Origin of the sequence: Pseudomonas botevensis, assembly GCF_019145475.1 — a bacterium.
In the GTDB taxonomy this organism is placed as follows: domain Bacteria; phylum Pseudomonadota; class Gammaproteobacteria; order Pseudomonadales; family Pseudomonadaceae; genus Aquipseudomonas; species Aquipseudomonas botevensis.
In genome coordinates this window covers 176776-197649 of record NZ_JAHTKI010000005.1, presented here as the reverse complement: position 1 = coordinate 197649, position 20874 = coordinate 176776, and the positions used below count along the sequence as shown (strand labels likewise).

Here is a 20874-nt window from a genome sequence, read left to right as displayed (position 1 = left end):
GGGCAAGCCATCACTGACGACTCAGGTCGCCGGACGAATCGCGTTGATCAATGTCTGCAACGAATACCCCAGCCTCGGCGCCAGCGCTTCGGCCCGGGCCGTCAGCGCCTGCATGTCCAGTTGCTGATCCAGATCCGCCGGCACGATCAGAATCACATTGCCCTCCTTCACCGGCAGCTCCCAGTAATGCCGGTGAAAGAGCCCGCGCAACAGTGCCGCGCCCAAGGGTTTGCCATCGTCGGTGGCCCATTGGTTGATCACCAGCCAGCCGCCGGGATTCAGACGTTTCTGACAATCGCCGAGGAAATTCCATGCAAGGTGCCCGGCGCCGGGGCCGACGTCGGTGTACAGGTCGACGAAGATCAGATCCGCGGGTTCCGCCGTCGGCAGCAGTTCGAGCGCATCACCGACGCGGATATACAGCCGCGGATCGTCATCCAGCCCGAGGTATTCGATGGCCAGGCGCGGGACGTCCGGGCGCAACTCGATGGCTTCGACGTCTTCCAGCGGCAGGAACTTGAGGCAGGCCTGGGTCAGCGTACCGGCGCCCAGCCCGAGAAACAGCGCGCTTTCCGGCTGTTCATGGCACAACGCGCCAATCAGCATCGCCCGGGTATAGTCGTACTCCAGCCAGCTGGGATCGGCGGTGAACACGCAGCTCTGCTCGATGGCATCGCCGAACTCCAGAAAGCGGTAATCGGCCACTTCCAGCACGCGGATCACGCCGAACTCGTCCTTTACCTCGGCGAGCAAAAGCTCGACGCGCTCCTCAGTCATTTCATCTCCTGGTGGTCACCGGGCGCGGTGACGCGATGGCACCGCAGCGGTGCCGTGGCAAAGCGGCGATTGTCGGCGAAGGAGCGGGAGCAGGTCACGCACTAATTGCTGCTACCATGGCCGTCCGTGCGTAGAACCTTAGAGACCATGATGAGCCGACCCTGGAGCCCTGACAGCTGGCGCGCCCTGCCGATCCAGCAACAACCCCGATACCCCGACGCCGCGCATCTGCGCCAGGTCGAGCAGACCCTGGCCAGTTATCCGCCGCTGGTGTTTGCCGGCGAGGCCCGGGAATTGCGTCGTCAGTTCGCTGAAGTGACCCAGGGCCGGGCGTTCCTGTTGCAGGGTGGCGACTGCGCCGAGAGTTTCGCCGAGTTCTCCGCCGCGAAGATCCGCGACACCTTCAAGGTACTGCTGCAAATGGCAATCGTCATGACCTTTGCCGCCGGTTGCCCGGTGGTCAAGGTCGGGCGCATGGCCGGGCAGTTCGCCAAGCCGCGTTCGGCCAACGATGAAACCATCGACGGCGTGACCCTGCCGGCCTACCGTGGCGACATCGTCAACGGTATCGGTTTCGACGCGGTCAGTCGTGTGCCGGACCCGGAACGCCTGCTGCAGTCCTATCACCAGTCCACCGCCACCCTCAACTTGTTGCGCGCCTTCGCCCAGGGCGGCTTTGCCGACCTGCATCAGGTCCACAAGTGGAACCTGGATTTCATCGCCAACTCGGCCCTGGCCGAAAAATACAGCCACCTGGCCGACCGCATCGATGAAACCCTGGCCTTCATGCGCGCCTGCGGCATGGACACTTCGCCGCAACTGCGCGAAACCAGTTTCTTCACCGCCCACGAAGCGTTGCTGCTGAATTACGAAGAAGCCTTCGTGCGCCGCGACAGCCTGACCAACGATTACTACGATTGCTCGGCGCACATGCTGTGGATCGGCGACCGCACCCGTCAGCTCGACGGTGCCCATGTCGAGTTCCTGCGCGGGGTGAACAACCCGATCGGAGTCAAGGTCGGCCCGAGCATGAACCCGGATGACCTGATTCGCCTGATCGACGTGCTCAACCCGGACAACGATCCGGGTCGCCTGAACCTGATCGCACGGATGGGCGCGAACAAGGTCGGCGATCACCTGCCGGCGCTGATCCGCGCGGTGCAGCGTGAAGGCAAGCAGGTGCTGTGGAGTTCCGACCCGATGCACGGCAACACCATCAAGGCCAGCAGCGGCTACAAGACCCGGGATTTCGCGCAGATCCTCGGCGAGGTGAAGCAGTTCTTCCAGGTCCATGAAGCGGAAGGCAGCTATGCCGGCGGCATCCACATCGAAATGACCGGGCAGAACGTCACCGAATGCATCGGCGGCGCGCGGCCGATCACCGAGGATGGTTTGTCGGATCGCTACCACACCCACTGCGACCCACGGATGAATGCCGATCAGTCGCTGGAGCTGGCGTTTTTGATTGCCGAAACACTGAAGCAAGTTCGCCGCTGAGCTTTTCGATCTTTAGTGCCTGGACTGGCCTCTTCGCGGGCCGGCCCAGCTCCCACAGCGTTTGGGAGCCGGGCTGGCCTGCGAAGGCGCTCAGTCTCCATCGATCCGCGCCAATGCCACCCGCAACCTGGCCGCACTCTGCCGCTGACAATTGAGCTGCAACCGCTCCAGCCCCAGCCAGTCCGCCATCCGCCGCAGACTCCCCGCCAACGCCAGCATCCCCGCCTCATCCAGCCCGCTTTCCTCTTCGTGTACCGCATGCACCGCCAGTTGCCCCGACGCCCGTTCGGCGCGCAGGTCGACCCGCGCCGCAATCCGCTCGTTGTGCAGAAACGGCAGCACGTAATAGCCGTAAACCCGCTTGTGCTGCGGCGTATAAATCTCCAGCCGATAGCGGAAATCGAACAGCCGCTCGGTGCGACTGCGCTCCCAGATCAGCGAATCGAACGGCGACAACAGGGCACTGGCCTCGACTTTGCGCGGGACTTTTGGCTCAGGCAGGCAATAGGCGATCTGACGCCAACCGGCGACCTCGCAAGCCTGCAATTGCCCGGCCTCGACCAGCTCCGCCAGCCGTGGCCGGGCGTCCGCCGGGCTCAGCCGAAAGTAATCGCGCAGGTCTTTTTCCGTGCCGACGCCCAGCGCTTCAACCGCGTGCAGCAGCAAGCCGCGTTGCGCCTCGGCTTCATCCGGCAGCGGCTGCTGCAGAATCGCGGACGGAATCACGCGCTCCGGCAAGTCATACAAACGCTCGAAGCCACGCCGTCCGGCGACGGTCACTTCGCCCGCCGCAAACAGCCATTCCAACGCGTGCTTTTCCGCACTCCAGTCCCACCACGGCCCGGCCTTTTCCTGACGGGTCGACAGACTGCCGGCGCCCAAGGCCCCCTGCTCCTCGACGGACGCCAGCACGCGACGAATAGTGGCTTGCTCCTCGCGCCCGAATCGCGCCAGTTGCTGGTAGATGTCTTCGCCACGCTTGGCGCGCTGCATGCGCCAGCCCATCAACGGATACATCGACAGTGGCAGCAACGACGCTTCGTGCCCCCAGTATTCAAACAGCGTGCGACGCCGTCCCGAACTCCAGGCAGCCTGGTCGAGCAAATCGGCGGAATAGGCACCGAGGCGGGAAAACAGCGGCAGGTAGTGCGAGCGCACCACGGCGTTGACGGAATCGATTTGCAGCAGGCCCAGCCGTTCGATCAGCCGGTTGAGATGAGGTGCCTTGACGACCGACGGCTGGCGCCCGTTGAACCCTTGGGCGGCCAGCGCCAGACGTCGAGCCTGTTTGAGAGAAAAGGACAAAGTCGCGGGCATGTGTACCTCCATGTCTGCTCGCAACCTACCTCACCTGAAGTGGGTTTGTGTAGCGCGGCCCTCATCATTTATGCATCGGATCGTCCCAGAACGGCCGCACCACTTCATGTTCGACATCGGCCCGGCTGACGCCGATGTCCTTCAACGCTTCGTCGCTCAGACTGGAGAGCAACTCGCGCTCGCGGTGAAGTTCGTACCAGCGGCTAAACTTGTGCAGCAGATCGGAAACGAGATGGCCGGAAATTTTTTCGTCGCTTACATACTCTCTTTGACCTTTCATCGTGTTGCCTCCTTTGTGGATGGCTCAAGTCTCTCGCCAGCGCTAAGATCAATCCAACGAATGTTTCTGATGGCATGCATCTCGGAGATTGATGATTTGTCGGCCTACCCCAGTATCGATACCGATGTCCTGCGTACCTTCGTCGCGATTGCCGACCAGGGCGGATTCACCCGCGCCGGCGAAATGGTCAACCGCACCCAATCGGCGGTGAGCATGCAAATGAAGCGTCTGGAAGAGGACGTGTTGCAGCGTCAGTTGTTTGAGCGGGACGGGCGTCAGGTACGCCTCACCGCAGAAGGCCAGGTACTGCTGGGCTATGCCCGGCGCATCCTCAAGTTGCACAGCGAAGTGTTCAACACCCTGCGCGAGCCGCACATGGTCGGCACCGTGCGCATCGGTACGCCGGACGATTACGTGATGCGCTTCCTGCCGGGGATCCTGTCGCGCTTCGCCCAGTTTTATCCGCTGATCCAGATCGAAGTGCATTGCGAATCGACCAGGCAGCTCTTGCAGCGCACCGATCTGGACTTGTCGATCGTCACCCGCGAGCCAGGCAACGAAATCGGACAGTTGCTGCGCAAGGAGCGCTTCGTCTGGGCCGAGGCGCAGAACTTCAGCGCCCACGAGCAGACGCCATTGCCGCTGGCGATGTTCAACAGTGATTGTTTCTGCCGCTTGTGGGCCTGCAATGCGCTGGACGCCATGGGCCGCGAATACCGCATCGCCTACAACAGCAGCAGCCTGTCGGCGCTGATGGCGGTGGTGAGCGCGGGTCTGGCGATCACCGCGCAACTGGAAAGCCTGATCACCCCGGACATGCGCATTCTCGGCGCCAACGAGGATCTGCCGCTGTTGCCGGAGGCCAGCATCATGCTGATCCGCAACCTGAACAATCCGTCGCCGATCACCGAATGCCTGGCCGAGCACATCGTCGAAGGCTTCAAACTTTAAAGGCGAGCATCACCGCACACAGCACCAGAAAGCCGCAGAACAGCCCGCGCAGGAGTTTTTCCGGCATCGCGTGGGCGACTTTCACGCCCCAACTGATGCTCGCCAGGCCGCCGATGGCCAGCGGCAAGCCGATCATCCAGTCCACTTCATGATGCACCGCGTAAGTCACCAGGGTGACACCGGTGCTCGGCAGTGCCAGCGCCAGCGACAAGCCCTGGGCAACCACCTGGGTAGTACCGAACAGGCTGGTCAGCACCGGCGTTGCCACCACCGCCCCGCCCACGCCGAACAATCCGCCCATGGTTCCGGACGCCGCGCCGAGCACACCCAGCCACGGCCACGAATAACGCATCTCGGACGTCGCCGCCGGCCGCGCGCCGAACATGCGCAGCAGGTTGTAGGCCGACAGCGCCACGAGAAAGGCGACAAAGCCGATGCGCATGGTTTGCGCGTCGATGCCCACCGCCCAGATCGAACCGATCCAGGCAAAGCAGAACCCCATGACCGCCAGCGGCAGCGCATGACGCAACTCAATGCGATTGCGCTGGTGATAGCGCCACAGCGCCAGCATCACGTTGGGCACCACCATCACCAGCGCCGTGCCTTGGGCGATCTGCTGGTCCAGCCCGAACCACACGCCCAGCAGCGGAATGGCGATCAAACCGCCACCGATGCCGAATATTCCGCCGAGTGTGCCCAGGGCGGCGCCGAACAACAGGTACAGCAAAAACTCCATCACTAGCGAATTCCTCTTACGTCAGGCGATTCATCCTACGCAGTCGACGCTGGCACGGAAACGCACAGCAACGCACAATGGCTTTGCCAAATTCGCATAAGCGTTGATTGATCCATGAATCCGAACCAATTGACCGACCAACTGGGCCTGTTCCTCGACGTGCTGGAAAGCGGCAGCTTTTCGGCGGCGTCGCGGCGCCATCCACTGACGCCGTCGGCCGTGGCTCGACGGATCGACAGTCTTGAGAACGCCGTCGGCAGCCAGTTGTTCATCCGTAGCACCCACGCCGTGCGTGCCACCCCGGCCGGCCTGGCCTTCGCCGAACGGGCGCGGCGGATCGTCGCCGAGCTTCGTCTGGCCCGCGCCGAAGCGGTGTCCCTGAGCAGTGCGCCGGAAGGCTTGATCCGGGTCGACGCCCCTGCCGCGTTCGGTCGGCGACACCTGGCACCGGTGATTGCTGACTTTCTGGTGCTGTATCCAGGCCTGGATGTGCAGTTGCATCTGATCGACAGCTTCGTCGACATGGGCGGCTCGAACCTGGGCAAGGTCGATCTGGTCCTGCGTGCCGGGCAACTGGCGGATACCCGGCTGGTCGCCACGCCATTGGCGAGCATGGTGCGAATTGCCTGCGCCAGCCCCGACTATCTCAAGCGGCGCGGCGCTCCCAGCGATCCTGCGCAACTCGGTGAACATGACGGCCTCGACTGGGAGGGCCTGGCCCCGCCCTTCGCCTGGCGTTTCGAGCAGGACGGGCAGATGCAGTTGCACCGTCCGGCGCGGATCCGCATGAGCGCCAACAACGCCGAGGCCCTGGTGTTCGGCGCACTGGCCGGGTTGGGGATCGCCCACCTGCCGACCTGGCTGGCGAGCGAGTACCTGCTGCGCGGGGAATTGCTGCCGCTGTTCTGTGACAACGGTCTGCCGAAACCGGAAACCACCGGCATCTATGCCCTGCGCCTGGAACAACAGGCCAGCTCGCGCAGCCGCCTGCTGCTGGAATACCTCAAGACCCGTTTCAGCCCGGTGCCGCCCTGGGATCTGGCGCTACAACGGGATCTGGGCCGGCACTAGCCGACTCGACGTGGGCCACAATTGTCTGGCGCATTAAAGATTCGAGCGCTAGATTCATCAGCATCACCGTTCAAGGCACTGACATGACCACCGACCGCAACACCCCCGACCTCTGCGAAGACCTGCTGCTCGACAACCAGGCCTGCTTCGCCCTGCACTCCACCTCGCTGATGATGACCAAGGTCTACAAGCCGCTGCTGCAAGCGCTGGGCCTGACGTACCCGCAATACCTGGCGATGATGGTGCTGTGGGAGAAGGATGGTTTGACCGTCGGAGAAATCAGCACGCGCCTGCTGACGGATCCGGGTTCACTGACGCCGCTGCTCAAGCGTCTGGAAGCGGAAGGTGTGCTCAGCCGCACCCGCAGCCGCGAAGATGAGCGCGTGGTGATTGTCGAACTGACCGAACAGGGACGCGCCCTTCGCCAGAAAGCCGAAACCATCCCGCAATGCATCCTCGGCGCCAGCGGCTTCAGCCTCGAGCGTCTGCAGAATCTGCAAGCCGAGTTGCAGGCCCTGCGCAGCCATTTGCAGGACAGCCTGATCTAAGACCTGCACCTGTGGGAGCAAGCCTGCTCCCACAAAGCCCTCGCTCCCGCGCTCCCCTGCGAATTTTTTCGCCCCCCCGTTTCTCCCCGAAAACCTTTTTAGATCAAAACTTCCGACCCGTCCGGCACCCCTCCTCCAGCCCTGAATCGGATTTTTTTGAAAATTTATCTTGCGCACTAAATATTAGAGCGATACATTCACCTCGTACTTAGTTAACGCGCAAACAATTAGCGCAATAATCACACTCGATGAGGCTCACACCATGCAAACTCTCTACACCGCAATCGCAACCTCCACCGGCGGCCGTGACGGTCGTGCGATCTCCAGCGACAACATCCTCGACGTCAAACTGGCGACCCCGAAAGAACTCGGCGGCGCAGGCGGCGCGGCCACCAACCCTGAGCAACTGTTCGCCGCCGGCTACTCGGCCTGCTTCATCGGCGCACTGAAATTCGTCGCCAGCCAGACCAAACGCAAAATCCCGGACAACGCCTCGATCACCGCTCACGTCGGCATCGGCCAGATCCCTGGCGGTTTCGGTCTGGACATCGACCTGCACATCAGCCTGCCAGGCCTGGAACAAGCCGACGCGCAAAGCCTGGTCGACGCAGCCCACCAGGTCTGCCCGTACTCCAACGCCACCCGTGGCAACGTCGATGTACGTCTGCACGTTACCGTCTGACCACTGACGCCCCAGGCCCGAACAGGAAATGAACATGAACACTTTCAGCAAAGTCTTGACCGGTACTCTTCTCGCCCTGTCCGTTCACAGCGCATTTGCCGGTGACGTTGAACACAACACCCAGGCGTTCCTCGATGCCTTGAACGCCGGCACCGGAAAACCGCTGGAGCAACTGACACCCAAAGACGCCCGCGCCGTGCTGGCGGGTGCGCAGTCCGGAGTCAAACTGACACTGCCCAAGGCGGACGTCAGCGAGAAGACCATCCAGGTCGATGGCCAACCGTTGAGCCTGACCATCGTCCGGCCGGCCGGAGTCAAGGGTGAGCTGCCGGTGTTCATGTTCTTCCACGGCGGTGGCTGGGTGCTGGGGGATTTCCCGACCCACGAACGACTGGTGCGGGATCTGGTGGTCGGTTCCGGCGCGGCGGCCGTGTTCGTCAACTACACGCCGTCACCGGAAGCGCATTACCCGGTGGCGATCAACCAGGCCTACGCCGCGACTCGCTGGGTGGCGGAACACGGTAAAGAGATCAACGTCGATGGCAAACGCCTGGCCGTGGCCGGCAACAGCGTCGGCGGCAACATGGCGGCAGTGGTTGCCCTGATGGCGAAAGACAAAGGCACCCCGGCCATCCGCTTCCAGGTGCTGCTGTGGCCGGTGACCGATGCGAACTTCGATACCGGTTCCTACAACCAGTACGCCGAGGGGCACTTCCTCACCCGCAACATGATGAAGTGGTTCTGGGACAGCTACACCACCGATGCCGGGCAGCGTAACGAGATCTACGCCTCGCCGCTGCGGGCCACCACCGCGCAGTTGCAAGGCTTGCCGCCAGCGCTGGTACAAACCGCCAGTGCCGACGTGCTGCGTGACGAAGGCGAAGCCTACGCCCGCAAACTCGACGAGGCCGGTGTGCCGGTCACGGCGGTGCGCTACAACGGCATGATCCACGACTACGGTTTGCTCAACGTGGTCAGCCAGGTGCCGGCGGTGCGGTCGGCGATGTTGCAGGCGTCGGAAGAGCTCAAGCAACACCTGAAGAAGTAAGGGTCAAAAGCGCGCCGCAATTCTTTCAGGCATAAAAAAGCCCGACTCAATGGTCGGGCTTTTTCTTTCCGCAAAAAGCAGTGCTTATTTGGCACGGCCTTTGTAGGAACCGCCTTCGCGGGTATCGATCTCGATCATGTCGCCGATTTCGATGAAGTCAGCCACCGACAGCTCGGTACCGTTCTTCAGTTTGGCAGGCTTCATCACCTTGCCGGAAGTGTCACCGCGAGCGGAACCTTCGGTGTAGTCAACCTGACGCACGATGGTGGTCGGCAGTTCTACGGAAACCAGACGCTCTTCGAAGAACACGGCTTCGCAAACGTCGGTCATGCCTTCTTCCACGAATGGCAGAACGGCTTCGATGTCTTCAGCGTTCAGCTCGTACATGGTGTAGTCGGTGGTGTCCATGAACGTGTAGGAGTCACCGCTGATGAAAGACAGGGTGGCTTCTTTACGATCCAGGATCACGTCGTCCAGTTTGTCGTCCGCACCGTAAACGGTTTCGGTCTTGTAACCGGTCAGCAGGTTTTTCAGCTTGGTCTTCATGATCGCGCTGTTACGGCCCGACTTGGTGAATTCAGCTTTCTGAACCAGCCAAGGATCGTTGTCGATACGGATCACGGTACCGGGTTTGAGTTCTTTACCAGTTTTCATTGCGAATATCCGAATTTGGATGGGATGTACAAAAATCTAGGCCGCGTATCATAGCCAATTTCGGTAAAACTGTACCAGCGCCTTGGCAAGATCAGCTTGCAAGGCCTGTTCCAGACACCATTGTTCAGCGTTTTTTTGCAGTTCCGGCCAATGTTCACGGGCCGCGAGCCAGAGCGCGCCGATAGGTTGTCCGGCGCTCCAGGCCCGCCAGAGACCGTTCATCGCCTCGGCGGCGGCCGGTGAAAGCGCTTTTGTGTAGAGCGCGAGGAACGCGTCGAGCTTGTCCAGGTGAATGTCTTCGTCCTGCTGATAGATGTGCCAGAGCATCGGCCGCCCCGCCCATTGCGCCCGAACGAACGAATCCTCGCCACGCACGGCGTTGAAATCGCAGCACCAGAGCAGCTGGTCATATTGATCCTGTCGGACGAACGGCAACACTTGCACGGTCAGCGACTGGCGCACATGCAGCGCGCCGGTCGTCAGGGACTCGACCCCGAGCCAACGCGCGACGTCGCCCAGAATCCGCCCTTCCGGCACCAGCAGGTGAGTCGGCGTCGCGTCGGCGGCGAGCACATCCAGCCAGCTGGCCAACCCGGCGTTCTCGTAGGCGAACAGTGAAATCAGTTGCGCGCCGGGCGTCGGCTCAATGCCCAGATCGTGCAGGAATTTTCGCTGCGCATCGGGATCCCGCTGAAATTGCTCACGACGCTCAAGCAAACCGCTTTCACGCAACAGTCCACCCGTACCGGGCTGAAACCCCGGGAAGAAAAAGAACTTCTGCACGGTTTTGTATTTCACCGACGGCAGGCCATGGCAACCGACCACCCAGTCTTCGGCGCTGAGATAGTCGAGATTCATCCATAACGGCGGTTTTTCCCGCTCGGCCATGGCGTCCATGTAGGCGCCCGGCAACTGACAGGCGAATGCGGCGATCACCACATCGGCGGCTTCGGTCGGCGACCACTCGGCGGACCAATGTCGCACCTCGACGCCTTCCTGACGTTGCTGCTCCAGCTCAACGTCGATCGCCGGGCAGATCCGCTCGAACGCACGCAGGTCGTCGACCCACAGCCGCACCGCCAAACCGTGTTCGGCCACCAGTTGCCGGGCCAGGCGCCAGGTCACACCGATGTCGCCATAGTTGTCGACCACGGTGCAAAAAATGTCCCAGCGGGTTTTCAGTGGCGGCATTCAAGACTCCCGGTGACAAAAGCGTCGATTGTCCGCATAAATCTCTGCGTACAGAAGAGCCGACGACGATTAATCTTCGTGCGACAATCGCCACTTGCCCGCAATCACCCGCCAGGAGGCAGTCATGCCCTACCGTCCCAATCCGCGTCGCCCCTTGCCTGTTCAGCTTAGCGCGCTGCGTTTGACCGGCAGCATCGCCCTGGGCATGTGGCTGGGGTTCCTGGCGATCGCGCTGACCTGCTGGCTGCTCTCGCGCTTGCTGTTCAACGAACAACTGGCCCCCGTCGCCCAGGCCGTGCAGCAACTCGCCAGGCCACCGGCGGCTCAGACGGCGCCGGACATTCCGCCACCGAGCCCGCAATTCCAGCAGTACGAAGAAAACCTGCGCAAGAACGAGCAACAGGTTCGCCTCGACCAGGCCCGCAACAGCGCCCGTAACCTGTCGAACCCCAAATGCCAGTTCTGGCTGCAACAGGATCAGACCGCGCCGAGCGAGAAAAGCCGCGCCAACGTCCTGCAATTCTGCGATTGATCATGAACAAGCACAGCGTCCACCAACTGATTCTCGACAAGCTGCGGATCGATCTCGACATCGCCGAGCGCGCCGCGTTGACCGCCTACGAAACCGCGACCCACGAAGAAAACATCGCCGAAAACAAGTACGACACGCTGGGGCTGGAAGCGGCATACCTGGCGGCCGGACAGGCGAAGCGGGTCGAGGAGATCCGTCAGTCGCTGACGCTGTGCCAGAACCTGACATTGCGTGCCTATGACGATCAGCGCGGAATCGAAATCGGCGCCCTGCTCGGCCTGGAAGACGAAAAGGGTCGCGAGCAATGGCTGTTCCTGGCGCCGGATGCGGCAGGCCTGAAAGTCGAGGTGGTGGGTCAGCCGATTACCGTCATCACGCCTCGCTCGCCGCTGGGCAAAAGCCTGCTGGGCAAGTTCGAGGGTGATGAGGTGGAGATTCTGGTGGCGGGCGCTCGGCAACAGTTCGCTGTCACCGAGGTGCTGTAGCGCGGTGCTTAGTGGACGGGCAGTTCAACACCTTCGAACAGCTCTTCCAGTTCCTGCTTGTTATGGCACTGAATGGCTTTGGCCATCACATCGCGGGTCAGGTGCGGCGCGAACTTCTCGATGAAGTCGCACATGAAACCACGCAGGAAAGTGCCGCGACGGAAACCGATCTTGGTCACGCTCGACTCGAACAGTTCGCTGGCATCGAGCACCACCAGGTCGTTGTCGAGTTTGGTATCGACGGCCATTTTCGCCACGATGCCGACGCCCAGGCCCAGGCGCACGTAGGTTTTGATCACGTCGGCGTCGGCGGCGGTGAACACCACTTTCGGCGTCAGGCCGCGATGGCTGAAGGCTTCGTCGAGCTTCGAACGGCCGGTGAAACCGAACACGTAAGTCACGATCGGGTATTCGGCGAGCGCTTCGAGGGTCAGCTTCGGCAGTTTGGTCAGCGGGTGCCCCTGCGGCACGACCACGCAACGGTTCCAGCGATAGCACGGCATCATCACCAGATCGCCGAACAACTCCAGCGCTTCGGTGGCGATGGCGAAATCCACGGTGCCGTCAGCGGCCATTTCGGCGATCTGCATCGGCGAACCTTGATGCATGTGCAGCGCCACGTCCGGGTATTGCTTGATGAAATTGCTGATCACCGGCGGCAGTGCATAACGCGCCTGGGTGTGGGTGGTGGCGATCGACAGGGTGCCCTTTTTCTCGTTGGAGAACTCCTGGGCGATCTGTTTGATGCTTTCGACCTTGCGCAGAATCTCACCGGCGGTGGTGATGATGCGCTCGCCGGCCGGCGTGACGCGGGTCAGGTGCTTGCCGCTGCGGGCGAACACTTCGACGCCGAGTTCGTCTTCCAGCAGACGGATTTGCTTACTGATGCCCGGTTGCGAGGTGTAAAGACTTTGGGCTGTAGCGGAAACGTTGAGGTCGTGGTGCGCCACTTCCCAGATGTAGCGCAATTGTTGAAGCTTCATATGAATCCCTCAAAGCAGATAGACGCCACGGGCATCAGCGACGGTATATAACTATATTAATGGTTTGAAGAATAAATCTAGAACTTTTTTATCAAAACGCCATTATTCCTGCCTCAACGATCCTCCCGCCGCCGACGCTCCACCAACGGCACCAGATAAACCGGCACCTTGGACAATTGCAGGACCCTGGCCGCCGTGCGCCCCAACGGCGTTTCCGCCCCTACCCCGTGGCTGTGGCTTCCCAGAATCAACAGATCGACACCCAGTCTCTGCGCCTGCTCGAGAATCACCTGCGACGGATCGCCCTGGAGCACTCGCACCGAGCGTATCCGTTGCAAATCCTGCTTGCCGTCATCGCCCAGCTCGTCGCGAAAACTCTCGAGCACTCGCTCCTCGATATTGGCGATGACAGTTTTCAGACCCTGGCTGTGGAATTCGTTCAATGCCTGCTCGTCCAGATAGCTCTGCAACACCGACTCGGCGAACAACCCCATGGGCTCCACCGCATGCACCACATACAAGTCGGCATTGAAAGTTCGGGCCAGAGCCAGTGCATGCTGCATCACTAACGGTGCGTACAGACCGAGGTCAGTGGCATACAGCATCGAACGAATCATATGACCTCCTCGCGAGCCAACATGGCGGAGATTTGATTGAGCTTAGCAGTGCCTTGGCGAGTACGACGTATGGCGCAACGTCTTGAAGCGTGGGGGCTTTAGATCGTGGGTTCGTTGCTGATGCCGTGGGGAACGTGACCGGTGGCGACCACTTCCCGGGCCAGTTCGCAATGGCCGGTCTGGTCATCGAAAAACACGTCGGCGGCAAAGGCTTCGAGAAACGCCGACTTGGTCAGGCCGCCGAGAAACAGCGACTCGTCCAGCCGGATATCCCATTCGCGCAGGGTGCGAATCACCCGCTCGTGGGCCGGCGCCGAACGGGCGGTGACCAGTGCCGTACGGATCGGGCAATCCTCGTCCGGAAACTCGCGCTGCAGCAGGTTGAGGGCCGCCAGAAACCCTTTGAACGGGCCACCGCGCAACGGCTCGCGCGCCGACTCGCGCTCCTTGGCTTGAAAGGCCTCGAGGCCGCCAGACTGATAAATCCGCTCCGACTCGTCGGAGAACAGCACCGCATCGCCGTCGAAAGCGATACGCAATTCATCACTGGCCGCACGGCTGGCGCCACCGGACAGAATGGTCGCCGCCGCGAAACCGGCATCCAGCGCGGCGCGCACATCCTCGGCATGGGTGGACAAAAACAGATCGCAACCGAACGCCTTCAGGTACGGATAAGGACTGCGCCCGCCAACGAACGCCGCGCGGGAGATCGCCAGACCGTAATGACCGATCGAGTTGAACACCCGCAACCCGGTGTCGGCACTGTTGCGCGACACCAGAATCACCTCGACCCGGGCACGACCGAGACGACTGTTCAGGTCCAGCAGTTTTTCCACCAGAGGGAAGGCATCGCCCGGCGCGAGGATTTCGTCTTCGTGCTCGATCTGATATTGCCGATAGGCTTCAACACCTTGCGACAGATAAACCTTGTGGCTTTCGCTCAGGTCGAACAAGGCGCGGGACGAAATTGCCAGCACCAGTTTGTCATCGATGTTCTTGGCCATGCTTCCCCCATCCTTTGCGCCAAAACCGACTCAGGCGTTACGCCGGTCGATAAACCCCAGATTGCGATACAGCGCCTCGATGCGTGGCAGTTCACAGCCCGCCGCTTTCGCCGCTGCCAGGGGCCGGGCGTAAATCGCCTCCAGTTCCAGCGGCCGCTTGTGCAGGAAATCGTGGTACATGCTCGGCCAGTAGTCGGGCATTTTCTCGGTCATCATGAACAGGTACTCGGCGTATCCGGGCGGCATGTCATGACCGCAGGCCTTGGCGCCCTGCACCACTTCAGCCATCAGCGCCTGGATCGACGCGCGGCTGTCGACATCGGCCATCAGCGGCGTGGTGCTGGCACCGAGCAGTACCGACAGACCGTTGTAGGGGATGTTCCACACCAGCTTCTGCCAACGGGCCTGGTGCAGATTGGGCATCGCCTGGGAGTCGATGCCGGCGGTACGGAACAGTCCCGCGCCCTCTTCGACAATCGCCATGCGCGCCGCGTCATCGGTCGCCGGGCCGCTGTGATAACCGATGTTCACCGCACCCAGCGCCTGATGGGTAATCTGCCCTGGAGCGTCGCGATGCACACAGATCAGGCACAATCCGCCGAGCAGGTGCAGAGAATCGGGCAGCAACTCACGCAAACTGTCTTCGACATCCAGACCGTTTTGCAGCACCAGCACCCTGGCACCGGGTTTCGCTGCCTGAATGATCGACGGCGCCAGACCGGCGTTGCTGGTGGTCTTGGCGCCGACCAGCAACCAGTCACAGGGCGGCATGTCTTCGGCCGACGAATAAGCCTGTACCGGACTCAGCGTCAGCGCGCCATGGACCGCGCTGTCGACCCGCAAGCCATGCTCGGCGACGGCGGAAAACTCACTGCGCAGCAAAAAATGCACATCAAACCCGGCCCGCGCCAGCATCAGGCCGTAGAAACCTCCGATGGCCCCCGTGCCGATAATCCCCACCACCGGTTTGTTGACTTCCCCCATCATGGCAACTCCTCTGCAATTCGACCCAGTGCCTGGGCCACGGCGGCGTTCAGCTCGTCGCGGCTCAGGCGCGTGTGCAATGCCCCAAAGAACTCGCCGTCGCGCACGACAAACAGCGCCGGCAAATGAAAGACCTGATATCGCTCGACCAGCCCGCCGTTGTTACCGGCATCAATCCAGCACAGCCGGTCAACCGCCAGTTCCAGTCCCGGCAGCACTTCGCGGGCGAACCGGCAGCTCGCGCAGCCGACACTGGTGAAAATCACCAGCGAAACGCCGCTCATCGCCAGCAGCCGTTGGTCGGCGTCGAAATCGGTCAGTTCCGATTCGACCACTATACTGGGGGAAACAATGTCAAATGGCCGACACAGGGAGTCTGTGCTCATGGGACGGTTTATTCCTCATCCGGATGATGTGCCCGTCGAATTAACCTTGCTCAAACCTGAGTGTATTTCGCGGCAACAGCTGCACACTATCAGCCTCGGCGGTATCGCTTGCAATTACCACCGCGCCTGGCGCCATGGCACGGCGTTGCAGGTGCGCATGCCGACCCTCAACGCCGATATCTGTTATCCGGGTTACGTGGCCTGGTGCCTGCGCCGCAAGAAAGGCTATCTGGTGGGCATCGCCTTCACCGACGAGCAAACGCTGTTCAGCGCCCGAATGGGTGAGCAGGTGTGTCAGATCGAGCGTTATTGCCGCCTCAACGAAGCCCCCGACGACCTCCAGAACGTCCAGGCCCTGGCCCTGCAATGGGTCGAACAGCACGCCGACGAGTTCTCCCATGACACCGTGCGCAAGGCCTTTGCCCAGCCGGTTCTGGATTAGGTCATTGGCTTGCGGTTTCCCCGCGCGGTAAAAACTGCACGGCGAACGCCCCCTGAACAGTTACTTTCCCATTGTCGAGCAGGCGCCTAACGCGCTAAGGTTCGGCTCCCCGACGCGCTTAAATCTGCTGTGCTCCGGTCCGCCGCGCGGGGATCGCTGGTGGCCGGCACCCGTGACCTGACGAGTAAACGATGGCTGATTTACCAATCAACGACTTGAACGTCGCTTCCAACGAGACCCTGATCACTCCCGATCAGCTCAAGCGTGATATTCCGCTGAGCGACGCTGCCCTGCGCACCGTCACCAAAGGTCGCGAAGTTATCCGCAATATTCTCGACGGCACCGACCACCGCCTGTTCGTGGTCATCGGGCCTTGCTCGATCCACGACATCAAGGCTGCCCATGAGTACGCCGAGCGCCTGAAAGTGCTGGCGGCGGAAGTCTCCGACACCCTGTATCTGGTAATGCGCGTGTATTTCGAAAAGCCGCGCACCACCGTCGGCTGGAAAGGCCTGATCAACGACCCGTACCTGGACGACTCGTTCAAGATCCAGGACGGTCTGCACATCGGTCGCCAGCTGCTGCTGGATCTGGCGGAAAAAGGCCTGCCGACCGCCACCGAAGCCCTCGACCCGATCTCCCCGCAGTACCTGCAGGACCTGATCAGCTGGTCGGCCATCGGTGCGCGCACCACCGAATCCCAGACCCACCGCGAGATGGCTTCCGGCCTGTCCTCGGCGGTCGGTTTCAAGAACGGCACCGACGGCGGCCTGACCGTGGCGATCAACGCGCTGCAGTCGGTCTCCAGTCCGCACCGTTTCCTGGGGATCAACCAGGAAGGTGGCGTGTCGATCGTCACCACCAAGGGCAACGCCTACGGTCACGTGGTGCTGCGTGGCGGTAATGGCAAGCCGAACTACGACTCGGTCAGCGTCGCCCTGTGCGAGCAAGCGCTGAACAAGGCGAAGATCAAGCCGAACATCATGGTCGATTGCAGCCACGCCAACTCCAACAAGGATCCGGCCCTGCAACCGCTGGTGATGGAGAACGTGGCCAACCAGATCCTCGAAGGCAACCAGTCGATCATCGGCCTGATGGTCGAGAGTCACCTGAACTGGGGCTGCCAGGCGATACCGAAAGACCTCGCTGACCTGCAATACGGCGTGTCGATCACCGATGCCTGCATCGACTGGTCCGCCACTGAAAACACCTTGCGCAGCATGCACGCCAAGCTCAAGGATGTTCTGCCCAAACGCCAGCGCGGCTGACAGCCGTTTCGCAGGCATAAAAAAACGCCGGGCTCAGCCCGGCGTTTTTGTGTGTGCGGTGTGGTGCAAAATCAGATCTTGGCGGTGCGCCGCTGGTGGCGCTCCATGTAGCGCTCGACGTAGGAGCACGACGGAATCACGGTGTAGCCCATTTCATCGGCATATTGCAGCGCCCGCTCGGTCAGGGCTGCCGCGATGCCTCGGCCACGCAAGGCGTTGGGCACGAAGGTGCGATAGATATCCAGGGTCTGTTTCCCCAGATCCATATAGGTCAGATAGGCACGATGACCGTCCACATTGGTCTCGAACTGATGACCAGCCTGGTCATGGTGGATGGACAACGCCTCGCTCATCACTACTCCTCGCGGGTCTTTAAATTGCGACCCCTACCTTACCGATGTTTTCCCGGCGAAGGAACATCTACGCCACCCCGTGCCTGATCGACACCGAAAGAGCCACACCGATCTTGCGCAACCGAGCACGTAACAAATATTAGGCACCATTGGCAAAAATGCTCAAGGTGCCCTCGTCACCCTGCTTGCGGGGAGAGGCGGCTCCGGTGGACGCAGGGTCGGTTGGGGAGTCAATCCTCCCCGAAAGCCTGAACATTGCCGGATGTTGAGACTTAAGACGTACCACCTTGTTTAAAGTCACCTCAAGATGGACAAAGATAGGCAACGCATTGCACCAAACCTGAACAAAAGTATGGTCACCGACATATAGACAGACTCTAGCCGAAGCAGGAAAAACAGCACGCGACAACGGGAACTTTTTCTCATTAACTCGCTCAGCTCGCGGCTTGCAGCTGGATATTTTTTAAACAGAACAGTTAAAAGTTGCTCGAAAAAGAATCAACGCCTACAATTTTTTTTGCTTCTTGCGCTACGTCAGTTTACTTACTACAAGTAATGGGTAGTATGTACGCCGGCTATTTCCTCAATCGGAGGAGACAGCCACTTAATTTGAAAGTCCTTGAAGGGGAACACGATGAACAACGTTCTGAAATTCTCTGCTCTGGCTCTGGCCGCAGTTCTGGCTACCGGTTGCAGCAGCGCATCGAAAGAAACCGAAGCACGTCTGACCGCTACTGAAGACGCAGCTGCTCGCGCTCAAGCTCGTGCAGATGAAGCTTACCGTAAAGCTGATGAAGCTCTGGCTGCTGCTCAAAAAGCACAACAGACTGCTGACGAAGCTAACGAGCGTGCTCTGCGCATGCTGGAAAAAGCTAGCCGCAAGTAATAGTCCTTCGGGATTGTTATCAAGCCGACCCATTCTTGGGTCGGCTTTTTTGTGCCCGGCGTTTTCTGCGGGCAATAAAAAACCCGCCGATGTCGTCATCGGCGGGTTTTGTTTTTGAGCTTATTGCTGCAAGTCGATCGGGGCGCTGGAAACGATCGGCGCCGAGGTGTTCGGCGTGGCGATTTCCACCGGCAGGCCATCCTCGGCCGCCACCACATCACGCACCACATCCCAGTTCATGCGCAGGTTGTTGGTGATGTCTTCACGCTTGAGCATCGCGTTGATCACCGCCGTGTGCTTGTCGACCACCGACGGGTTGCCCTTGTCGTCCAGCGGCGTGTGCGCTTCCAGGTAGACCTTGCCGGCACTGCGGCCGAACTTGTACGGGTCGTTGATGATCCGCACCGACGTGCCGACCGGCACCATGCCGGCCATTTCCAGCACGTTGTTGTTGAACATGCGGAAGCAGCCGTGGCTGGTGCGCATGCCGATACCAAACTTCTTGTTCGAACCATGGATCAGGTAGCCCGGCGTGCCCAGGGTGAACTTGAATGGCCCCAGCGGGTTATCGGGACCGGCCGGCACCACGTTCGGCAGCGGATCACCGTCGGCGGCGTGTTCGGCCTTGATCGAGGCCGGCGGCGTCCAGGTCGGGTTCGGGGTCTTGGCGGTGATCGAGGTATGGGCGATCGGTGAGCCCCAGCCTTCACGGCCAATACCCAGCGGGAAGGTGTACACCACGTTCCGGCCTTTCGGGTAGTAGTAGAGGCGGTATTCGGCGAGGTTGATCACGATGCCTTCGCGCGGACCCGGCGGCAGGATGAATCGCGTCGGCAGGACCACTTCGGTGCCGGCACCCGGCAACCAGGCATCGACGCCCGGGTTGGCCGCGACCATTTCCGAATAGCCCAGATCGTAGGTGGTGCCCAGGTCGGCGAAGGTGTCTTCGTACTTGGCCTTGATCACCTGCACCTGGCCGATGATGTCTTCACCGGGCGGTGGCAGGGGGAACTCCAATGCTGCAACGGGGCCGGCCACACACAGGGCGGCAAGAGACAGGCAGCGGGTGACGGCAGGAAAGCGCGGCAACATCCGGAACATCCTTCGCATGATCAACAGGGATATAGGAGCGCGATTGTACACCGCACCTCGGGAATTCGGGGAGATCAGCCCATGACAGGCGATACAAGGCATTTTTTGTTGGGAGCGTCGTCCGCTTACAGTTCGAAGCGCAACTCGGGCCAGATCGGCGACGTGCCGCGCTTCTGCGATTCGAGAATCGCCCGGCACAGCGAACACAGGCGCTGATCCTGGAACACCCGGCGATCCACGCTCGACCAGCGCGGCTGCGCCGGCAGCAGACTGCCGCACAGGGTTCGATCCGCCGAGCCACCGAGCTCCAGTTGACGGGTCACCAGATGCACTCGCACTTCCTGGCAGGCGAACAGATCCAGCTGTTCGTCAGGCTCGATCAGTTGGTAGGCAAACAGGGACCAGGCAGGGCGCGGCATCGGGGGCTCCAGATAAGGGGGCGCCACATTAGCCGAAAGCCTGCCGCTAGAAAAGCCTCATAGCAGCGGTTTTAGCGTAGGCCAGACATTTTCCAGCAACTTGCCCTGAGCCCCGGCCGCCGGGTGCAGACCATCGGCCTGCATCAGGTCCGGATGCCCGCCCACACCATCGAGAAAAAACGGCACCAGGGGGATGTTTTTCTCCTCGGCGAGTTTGCCGTAGACCTGGGCAAAGGCATCGGTGTAGCGCTTGCCGTAATTGGGTGGCAGTTGCATGCCGAGCAACAGCACCTTGGCGCCCTGCTCGCGGGAGCTGTCGATCATCGCAGCAAGGTTTTGTTGCAATTGCGTGGGCGGCATTCCGCGCAGGCCGTCGTTGCCTCCCAGCTCGAGGATCACCAGGGCCGGCTTATGCTCTGCAAGCAGCGCCGGCAGCCGCGCCTGGCCTCCGGCGCTGGTGTCGCCGCTGATGGAGGCATTGACCACTTTGTCGTCAAAACCTTCGGTCCTGAGCCGTTGTTCGAGCAACGACACCCACCCCAACCGGGTATCCAGCCCGAAACCGGCGCTGATACTATCGCCGACGATCAGGACTGTACCCGCCGCTGCGTTCTGGGCCATGCACATCAAGGCCAGGCCAGCACTCAAAAACCACACACGCATCGGATTCT

At 61.1% G+C, this 20874-nt stretch carries 26 protein-coding genes; 11 read left to right on the top strand and 15 right to left on the bottom strand.

Features of this window, described 5'->3' with window-relative positions:
• Positions 1 to 21 precede the first annotated feature (21 nt).
• Positions 22 to 777, bottom strand: a complete 756-nt coding sequence (locus tag KVQ74_RS09460) for a spermidine synthase (RefSeq protein WP_217830797.1) — start codon at positions 775 to 777, stop codon at positions 22 to 24.
• Positions 778 to 927: 150 nt separating this feature from the next.
• Between KVQ74_RS09460 and KVQ74_RS09455 the strand changes: the two genes are divergently transcribed.
• On the top strand, positions 928 to 2274 hold the full coding sequence (locus tag KVQ74_RS09455) for a class II 3-deoxy-7-phosphoheptulonate synthase (RefSeq protein ID WP_217830796.1): 1347 nt from the start codon (positions 928 to 930) through the stop codon (positions 2272 to 2274).
• Positions 2275 to 2364: 90 nt separating this feature from the next.
• Here KVQ74_RS09455 and KVQ74_RS09450 read toward each other — a convergent pair whose 3' ends face one another.
• Complete coding sequence (locus KVQ74_RS09450) at positions 2365 to 3591, bottom strand: winged helix-turn-helix domain-containing protein (RefSeq protein ID WP_217830795.1); 1227 nt, start codon at positions 3589 to 3591, stop codon at positions 2365 to 2367.
• Between the two features lie 64 nt (positions 3592 to 3655).
• Positions 3656 to 3871 carry a DUF1127 domain-containing protein gene (locus KVQ74_RS09445; RefSeq protein WP_217830794.1) on the bottom strand — a complete coding sequence of 72 codons (216 nt, stop codon included), beginning with the start codon at positions 3869 to 3871 and terminating at the stop codon, positions 3656 to 3658.
• 96 nt (positions 3872 to 3967) lie between these two features.
• Here KVQ74_RS09445 and KVQ74_RS09440 point away from each other — a divergent pair, with 96 nt between their 5' ends.
• Positions 3968 to 4822, top strand: a complete 855-nt coding sequence (locus tag KVQ74_RS09440; protein ID WP_217830887.1) for a LysR substrate-binding domain-containing protein — start codon at positions 3968 to 3970, stop codon at positions 4820 to 4822.
• Here KVQ74_RS09440 and KVQ74_RS09435 read toward each other — a convergent pair.
• Complete coding sequence (locus KVQ74_RS09435; RefSeq protein WP_217830793.1) at positions 4812 to 5561, bottom strand: sulfite exporter TauE/SafE family protein; 750 nt, start codon at positions 5559 to 5561, stop codon at positions 4812 to 4814. The genes KVQ74_RS09440 and KVQ74_RS09435 overlap by 11 nt on opposite strands.
• Before the next feature lie 111 nt (positions 5562 to 5672).
• Here KVQ74_RS09435 and KVQ74_RS09430 point away from each other — a divergent pair, with 111 nt between their 5' ends.
• The 4 genes from KVQ74_RS09430 (at position 5673) to KVQ74_RS09415 (ending at position 8907) form a co-directional block, all read left to right on the top strand.
• Positions 5673 to 6629, top strand: a complete 957-nt coding sequence (locus tag KVQ74_RS09430) for a LysR family transcriptional regulator (RefSeq protein ID WP_217830792.1) — start codon at positions 5673 to 5675, stop codon at positions 6627 to 6629.
• Positions 6630 to 6712: 83 nt separating this feature from the next.
• Positions 6713 to 7177: a MarR family winged helix-turn-helix transcriptional regulator gene (locus KVQ74_RS09425; RefSeq protein WP_217830791.1), complete on the top strand. Its 465-nt coding sequence runs from the start codon at positions 6713 to 6715 to the stop codon at positions 7175 to 7177.
• 262 nt (positions 7178 to 7439) lie between these two features.
• A complete protein-coding gene (locus KVQ74_RS09420) occupies positions 7440 to 7859 on the top strand; it encodes an organic hydroperoxide resistance protein (RefSeq protein ID WP_217830790.1) in 420 nt (139 codons plus the stop codon).
• Positions 7860 to 7893: 34 nt separating this feature from the next.
• On the top strand, positions 7894 to 8907 hold the full coding sequence (locus tag KVQ74_RS09415) for an alpha/beta hydrolase (RefSeq protein ID WP_217830789.1): 1014 nt from the start codon (positions 7894 to 7896) through the stop codon (positions 8905 to 8907).
• A gap of 84 nt (positions 8908 to 8991) precedes the next feature.
• On the opposite strand, the gene KVQ74_RS09410 is transcribed toward KVQ74_RS09415, so the two are convergent.
• Positions 8992 to 9561, bottom strand: a complete 570-nt coding sequence (locus KVQ74_RS09410; RefSeq protein ID WP_123466546.1) for an elongation factor P — start codon at positions 9559 to 9561, stop codon at positions 8992 to 8994.
• A gap of 48 nt (positions 9562 to 9609) precedes the next feature.
• Positions 9610 to 10752, bottom strand: coding sequence for an elongation factor P maturation arginine rhamnosyltransferase EarP (earP, locus tag KVQ74_RS09405; protein ID WP_217830788.1), 1143 nt, complete (start codon positions 10750 to 10752; stop codon positions 9610 to 9612).
• Positions 10753 to 10876: 124 nt separating this feature from the next.
• Between earP and KVQ74_RS09400 the strand changes: the two genes are divergently transcribed.
• Both KVQ74_RS09400 and KVQ74_RS09395 read left to right on the top strand, forming a co-directional pair.
• Entirely contained in the window at positions 10877 to 11284 is a 408-nt protein-coding gene (locus KVQ74_RS09400) for a hypothetical protein (RefSeq protein WP_217830787.1), read from the top strand.
• 2 nt (positions 11285 to 11286) lie between these two features.
• The gene (locus KVQ74_RS09395; protein WP_217830786.1) at positions 11287 to 11769 is read left to right on the top strand and encodes a GreA/GreB family elongation factor; all 483 of its coding nucleotides are present in this window, start codon (positions 11287 to 11289) and stop codon (positions 11767 to 11769) included.
• An 8-nt stretch (positions 11770 to 11777) separates the two neighbouring features.
• Here the strand turns inward: KVQ74_RS09395 and cysB are convergent, their stop codons facing one another.
• The 5 genes from cysB to KVQ74_RS09370 form a co-directional block, all read right to left on the bottom strand.
• Complete coding sequence (cysB, locus tag KVQ74_RS09390; RefSeq protein WP_085700020.1) at positions 11778 to 12752, bottom strand: HTH-type transcriptional regulator CysB; 975 nt, start codon at positions 12750 to 12752, stop codon at positions 11778 to 11780.
• A 113-nt stretch (positions 12753 to 12865) separates the two neighbouring features.
• The gene (locus KVQ74_RS09385) at positions 12866 to 13369 is read right to left on the bottom strand and encodes a universal stress protein (RefSeq protein WP_217830785.1); all 504 of its coding nucleotides are present in this window, start codon (positions 13367 to 13369) and stop codon (positions 12866 to 12868) included.
• A gap of 98 nt (positions 13370 to 13467) precedes the next feature.
• Positions 13468 to 14373, bottom strand: coding sequence for a 5'-nucleotidase (locus tag KVQ74_RS09380; RefSeq protein ID WP_217830784.1), 906 nt, complete (start codon positions 14371 to 14373; stop codon positions 13468 to 13470).
• A gap of 30 nt (positions 14374 to 14403) precedes the next feature.
• Entirely contained in the window at positions 14404 to 15360 is a 957-nt protein-coding gene (locus KVQ74_RS09375) for a putative 2-dehydropantoate 2-reductase (protein WP_217830783.1), read from the bottom strand.
• Entirely contained in the window at positions 15357 to 15743 is a 387-nt protein-coding gene (locus tag KVQ74_RS09370; protein ID WP_217830782.1) for a thioredoxin family protein, read from the bottom strand. The genes KVQ74_RS09375 and KVQ74_RS09370 overlap by 4 nt, the downstream gene beginning before the upstream one ends.
• Between KVQ74_RS09370 and KVQ74_RS09365 the strand changes: the two genes are divergently transcribed.
• Together KVQ74_RS09365 and KVQ74_RS09360 are read left to right on the top strand one after the other, a co-directional pair.
• Positions 15742 to 16185: a PilZ domain-containing protein gene (locus KVQ74_RS09365; protein WP_217830781.1), complete on the top strand. Its 444-nt coding sequence runs from the start codon at positions 15742 to 15744 to the stop codon at positions 16183 to 16185. The two genes, KVQ74_RS09370 and KVQ74_RS09365, sit on opposite strands and share 2 nt — an antisense overlap.
• A 191-nt stretch (positions 16186 to 16376) precedes the next feature.
• Positions 16377 to 17453 carry a 3-deoxy-7-phosphoheptulonate synthase gene (locus tag KVQ74_RS09360; RefSeq protein WP_114884576.1) on the top strand — a complete coding sequence of 359 codons (1077 nt, stop codon included), beginning with the start codon at positions 16377 to 16379 and terminating at the stop codon, positions 17451 to 17453.
• A 71-nt stretch (positions 17454 to 17524) separates the two neighbouring features.
• Here the strand turns inward: KVQ74_RS09360 and KVQ74_RS09355 are convergent, their stop codons facing one another.
• Positions 17525 to 17806 carry a GNAT family N-acetyltransferase gene (locus KVQ74_RS09355; RefSeq protein WP_007955658.1) on the bottom strand — a complete coding sequence of 94 codons (282 nt, stop codon included), beginning with the start codon at positions 17804 to 17806 and terminating at the stop codon, positions 17525 to 17527.
• Between the two features lie 634 nt (positions 17807 to 18440).
• Between KVQ74_RS09355 and oprI the strand changes: the two genes are divergently transcribed.
• The gene (gene oprI / locus KVQ74_RS09350; RefSeq protein WP_011335311.1) at positions 18441 to 18692 is read left to right on the top strand and encodes an outer membrane lipoprotei OprI; all 252 of its coding nucleotides are present in this window, start codon (positions 18441 to 18443) and stop codon (positions 18690 to 18692) included.
• A 120-nt stretch (positions 18693 to 18812) separates the two neighbouring features.
• On the opposite strand, the gene KVQ74_RS09345 is transcribed toward oprI, so the two are convergent.
• From KVQ74_RS09345 to KVQ74_RS09335, 3 genes are all read right to left on the bottom strand, one after another.
• Positions 18813 to 19784 (bottom strand): L,D-transpeptidase family protein, encoded by a 972-nt coding sequence (locus KVQ74_RS09345; protein ID WP_217830780.1) that lies wholly within the window; start codon positions 19782 to 19784, stop codon positions 18813 to 18815.
• Positions 19785 to 19909: 125 nt separating this feature from the next.
• Positions 19910 to 20203, bottom strand: coding sequence for a hypothetical protein (locus KVQ74_RS09340; RefSeq protein ID WP_003226812.1), 294 nt, complete (start codon positions 20201 to 20203; stop codon positions 19910 to 19912).
• A 57-nt stretch (positions 20204 to 20260) separates the two neighbouring features.
• Positions 20261 to 20866 carry an arylesterase gene (locus tag KVQ74_RS09335; RefSeq protein ID WP_217830779.1) on the bottom strand — a complete coding sequence of 202 codons (606 nt, stop codon included), beginning with the start codon at positions 20864 to 20866 and terminating at the stop codon, positions 20261 to 20263.
• Positions 20867 to 20874 lie beyond the last annotated feature (8 nt).

Bases quoted from the DNA above. Each gene is read 5' to 3' on its own strand.
- KVQ74_RS09460 (WP_217830797.1), bottom strand. From the start codon at position 777: ATGACTGAGGAGCGCGTCGAGCTTTTGCTCGCCGAGGTAAAGGACGAG.
- KVQ74_RS09455 (WP_217830796.1), top strand. From the start codon at position 928: ATGAGCCGACCCTGGAGCCCTGACAGCTGGCGCGCCCTGCCGATCCAG.
- KVQ74_RS09450 (WP_217830795.1), bottom strand. From the start codon at position 3,591: ATGCCCGCGACTTTGTCCTTTTCTCTCAAACAGGCTCGACGTCTGGCG.
- KVQ74_RS09445 (WP_217830794.1), bottom strand. From the start codon at position 3,871: ATGAAAGGTCAAAGAGAGTATGTAAGCGACGAAAAAATTTCCGGCCAT.
- KVQ74_RS09430 (WP_217830792.1), top strand. From the start codon at position 5,673: ATGAATCCGAACCAATTGACCGACCAACTGGGCCTGTTCCTCGACGTG.
- KVQ74_RS09425 (WP_217830791.1), top strand. From the start codon at position 6,713: ATGACCACCGACCGCAACACCCCCGACCTCTGCGAAGACCTGCTGCTC.
- KVQ74_RS09420 (WP_217830790.1), top strand. From the start codon at position 7,440: ATGCAAACTCTCTACACCGCAATCGCAACCTCCACCGGCGGCCGTGAC.
- KVQ74_RS09415 (WP_217830789.1), top strand. From the start codon at position 7,894: ATGAACACTTTCAGCAAAGTCTTGACCGGTACTCTTCTCGCCCTGTCC.
- KVQ74_RS09410 (WP_123466546.1), bottom strand. From the start codon at position 9,561: ATGAAAACTGGTAAAGAACTCAAACCCGGTACCGTGATCCGTATCGAC.
- earP (WP_217830788.1), bottom strand. From the start codon at position 10,752: ATGCCGCCACTGAAAACCCGCTGGGACATTTTTTGCACCGTGGTCGAC.
- KVQ74_RS09400 (WP_217830787.1), top strand. From the start codon at position 10,877: ATGCCCTACCGTCCCAATCCGCGTCGCCCCTTGCCTGTTCAGCTTAGC.
- KVQ74_RS09395 (WP_217830786.1), top strand. From the start codon at position 11,287: ATGAACAAGCACAGCGTCCACCAACTGATTCTCGACAAGCTGCGGATC.
- cysB (WP_085700020.1), bottom strand. From the start codon at position 12,752: ATGAAGCTTCAACAATTGCGCTACATCTGGGAAGTGGCGCACCACGAC.
- KVQ74_RS09385 (WP_217830785.1), bottom strand. From the start codon at position 13,369: ATGATTCGTTCGATGCTGTATGCCACTGACCTCGGTCTGTACGCACCG.
- KVQ74_RS09380 (WP_217830784.1), bottom strand. From the start codon at position 14,373: ATGGCCAAGAACATCGATGACAAACTGGTGCTGGCAATTTCGTCCCGC.
- KVQ74_RS09375 (WP_217830783.1), bottom strand. From the start codon at position 15,360: ATGATGGGGGAAGTCAACAAACCGGTGGTGGGGATTATCGGCACGGGG.
- KVQ74_RS09365 (WP_217830781.1), top strand. From the start codon at position 15,742: ATGGGACGGTTTATTCCTCATCCGGATGATGTGCCCGTCGAATTAACC.
- KVQ74_RS09370 (WP_217830782.1), bottom strand. From the start codon at position 15,743: ATGAGCACAGACTCCCTGTGTCGGCCATTTGACATTGTTTCCCCCAGT.
- KVQ74_RS09360 (WP_114884576.1), top strand. From the start codon at position 16,377: ATGGCTGATTTACCAATCAACGACTTGAACGTCGCTTCCAACGAGACC.
- KVQ74_RS09355 (WP_007955658.1), bottom strand. From the start codon at position 17,806: ATGAGCGAGGCGTTGTCCATCCACCATGACCAGGCTGGTCATCAGTTC.
- oprI (WP_011335311.1), top strand. From the start codon at position 18,441: ATGAACAACGTTCTGAAATTCTCTGCTCTGGCTCTGGCCGCAGTTCTG.
- KVQ74_RS09345 (WP_217830780.1), bottom strand. From the start codon at position 19,784: ATGTTGCCGCGCTTTCCTGCCGTCACCCGCTGCCTGTCTCTTGCCGCC.
- KVQ74_RS09340 (WP_003226812.1), bottom strand. From the start codon at position 20,203: ATGCCGCGCCCTGCCTGGTCCCTGTTTGCCTACCAACTGATCGAGCCT.
- KVQ74_RS09335 (WP_217830779.1), bottom strand. From the start codon at position 20,866: ATGCGTGTGTGGTTTTTGAGTGCTGGCCTGGCCTTGATGTGCATGGCC.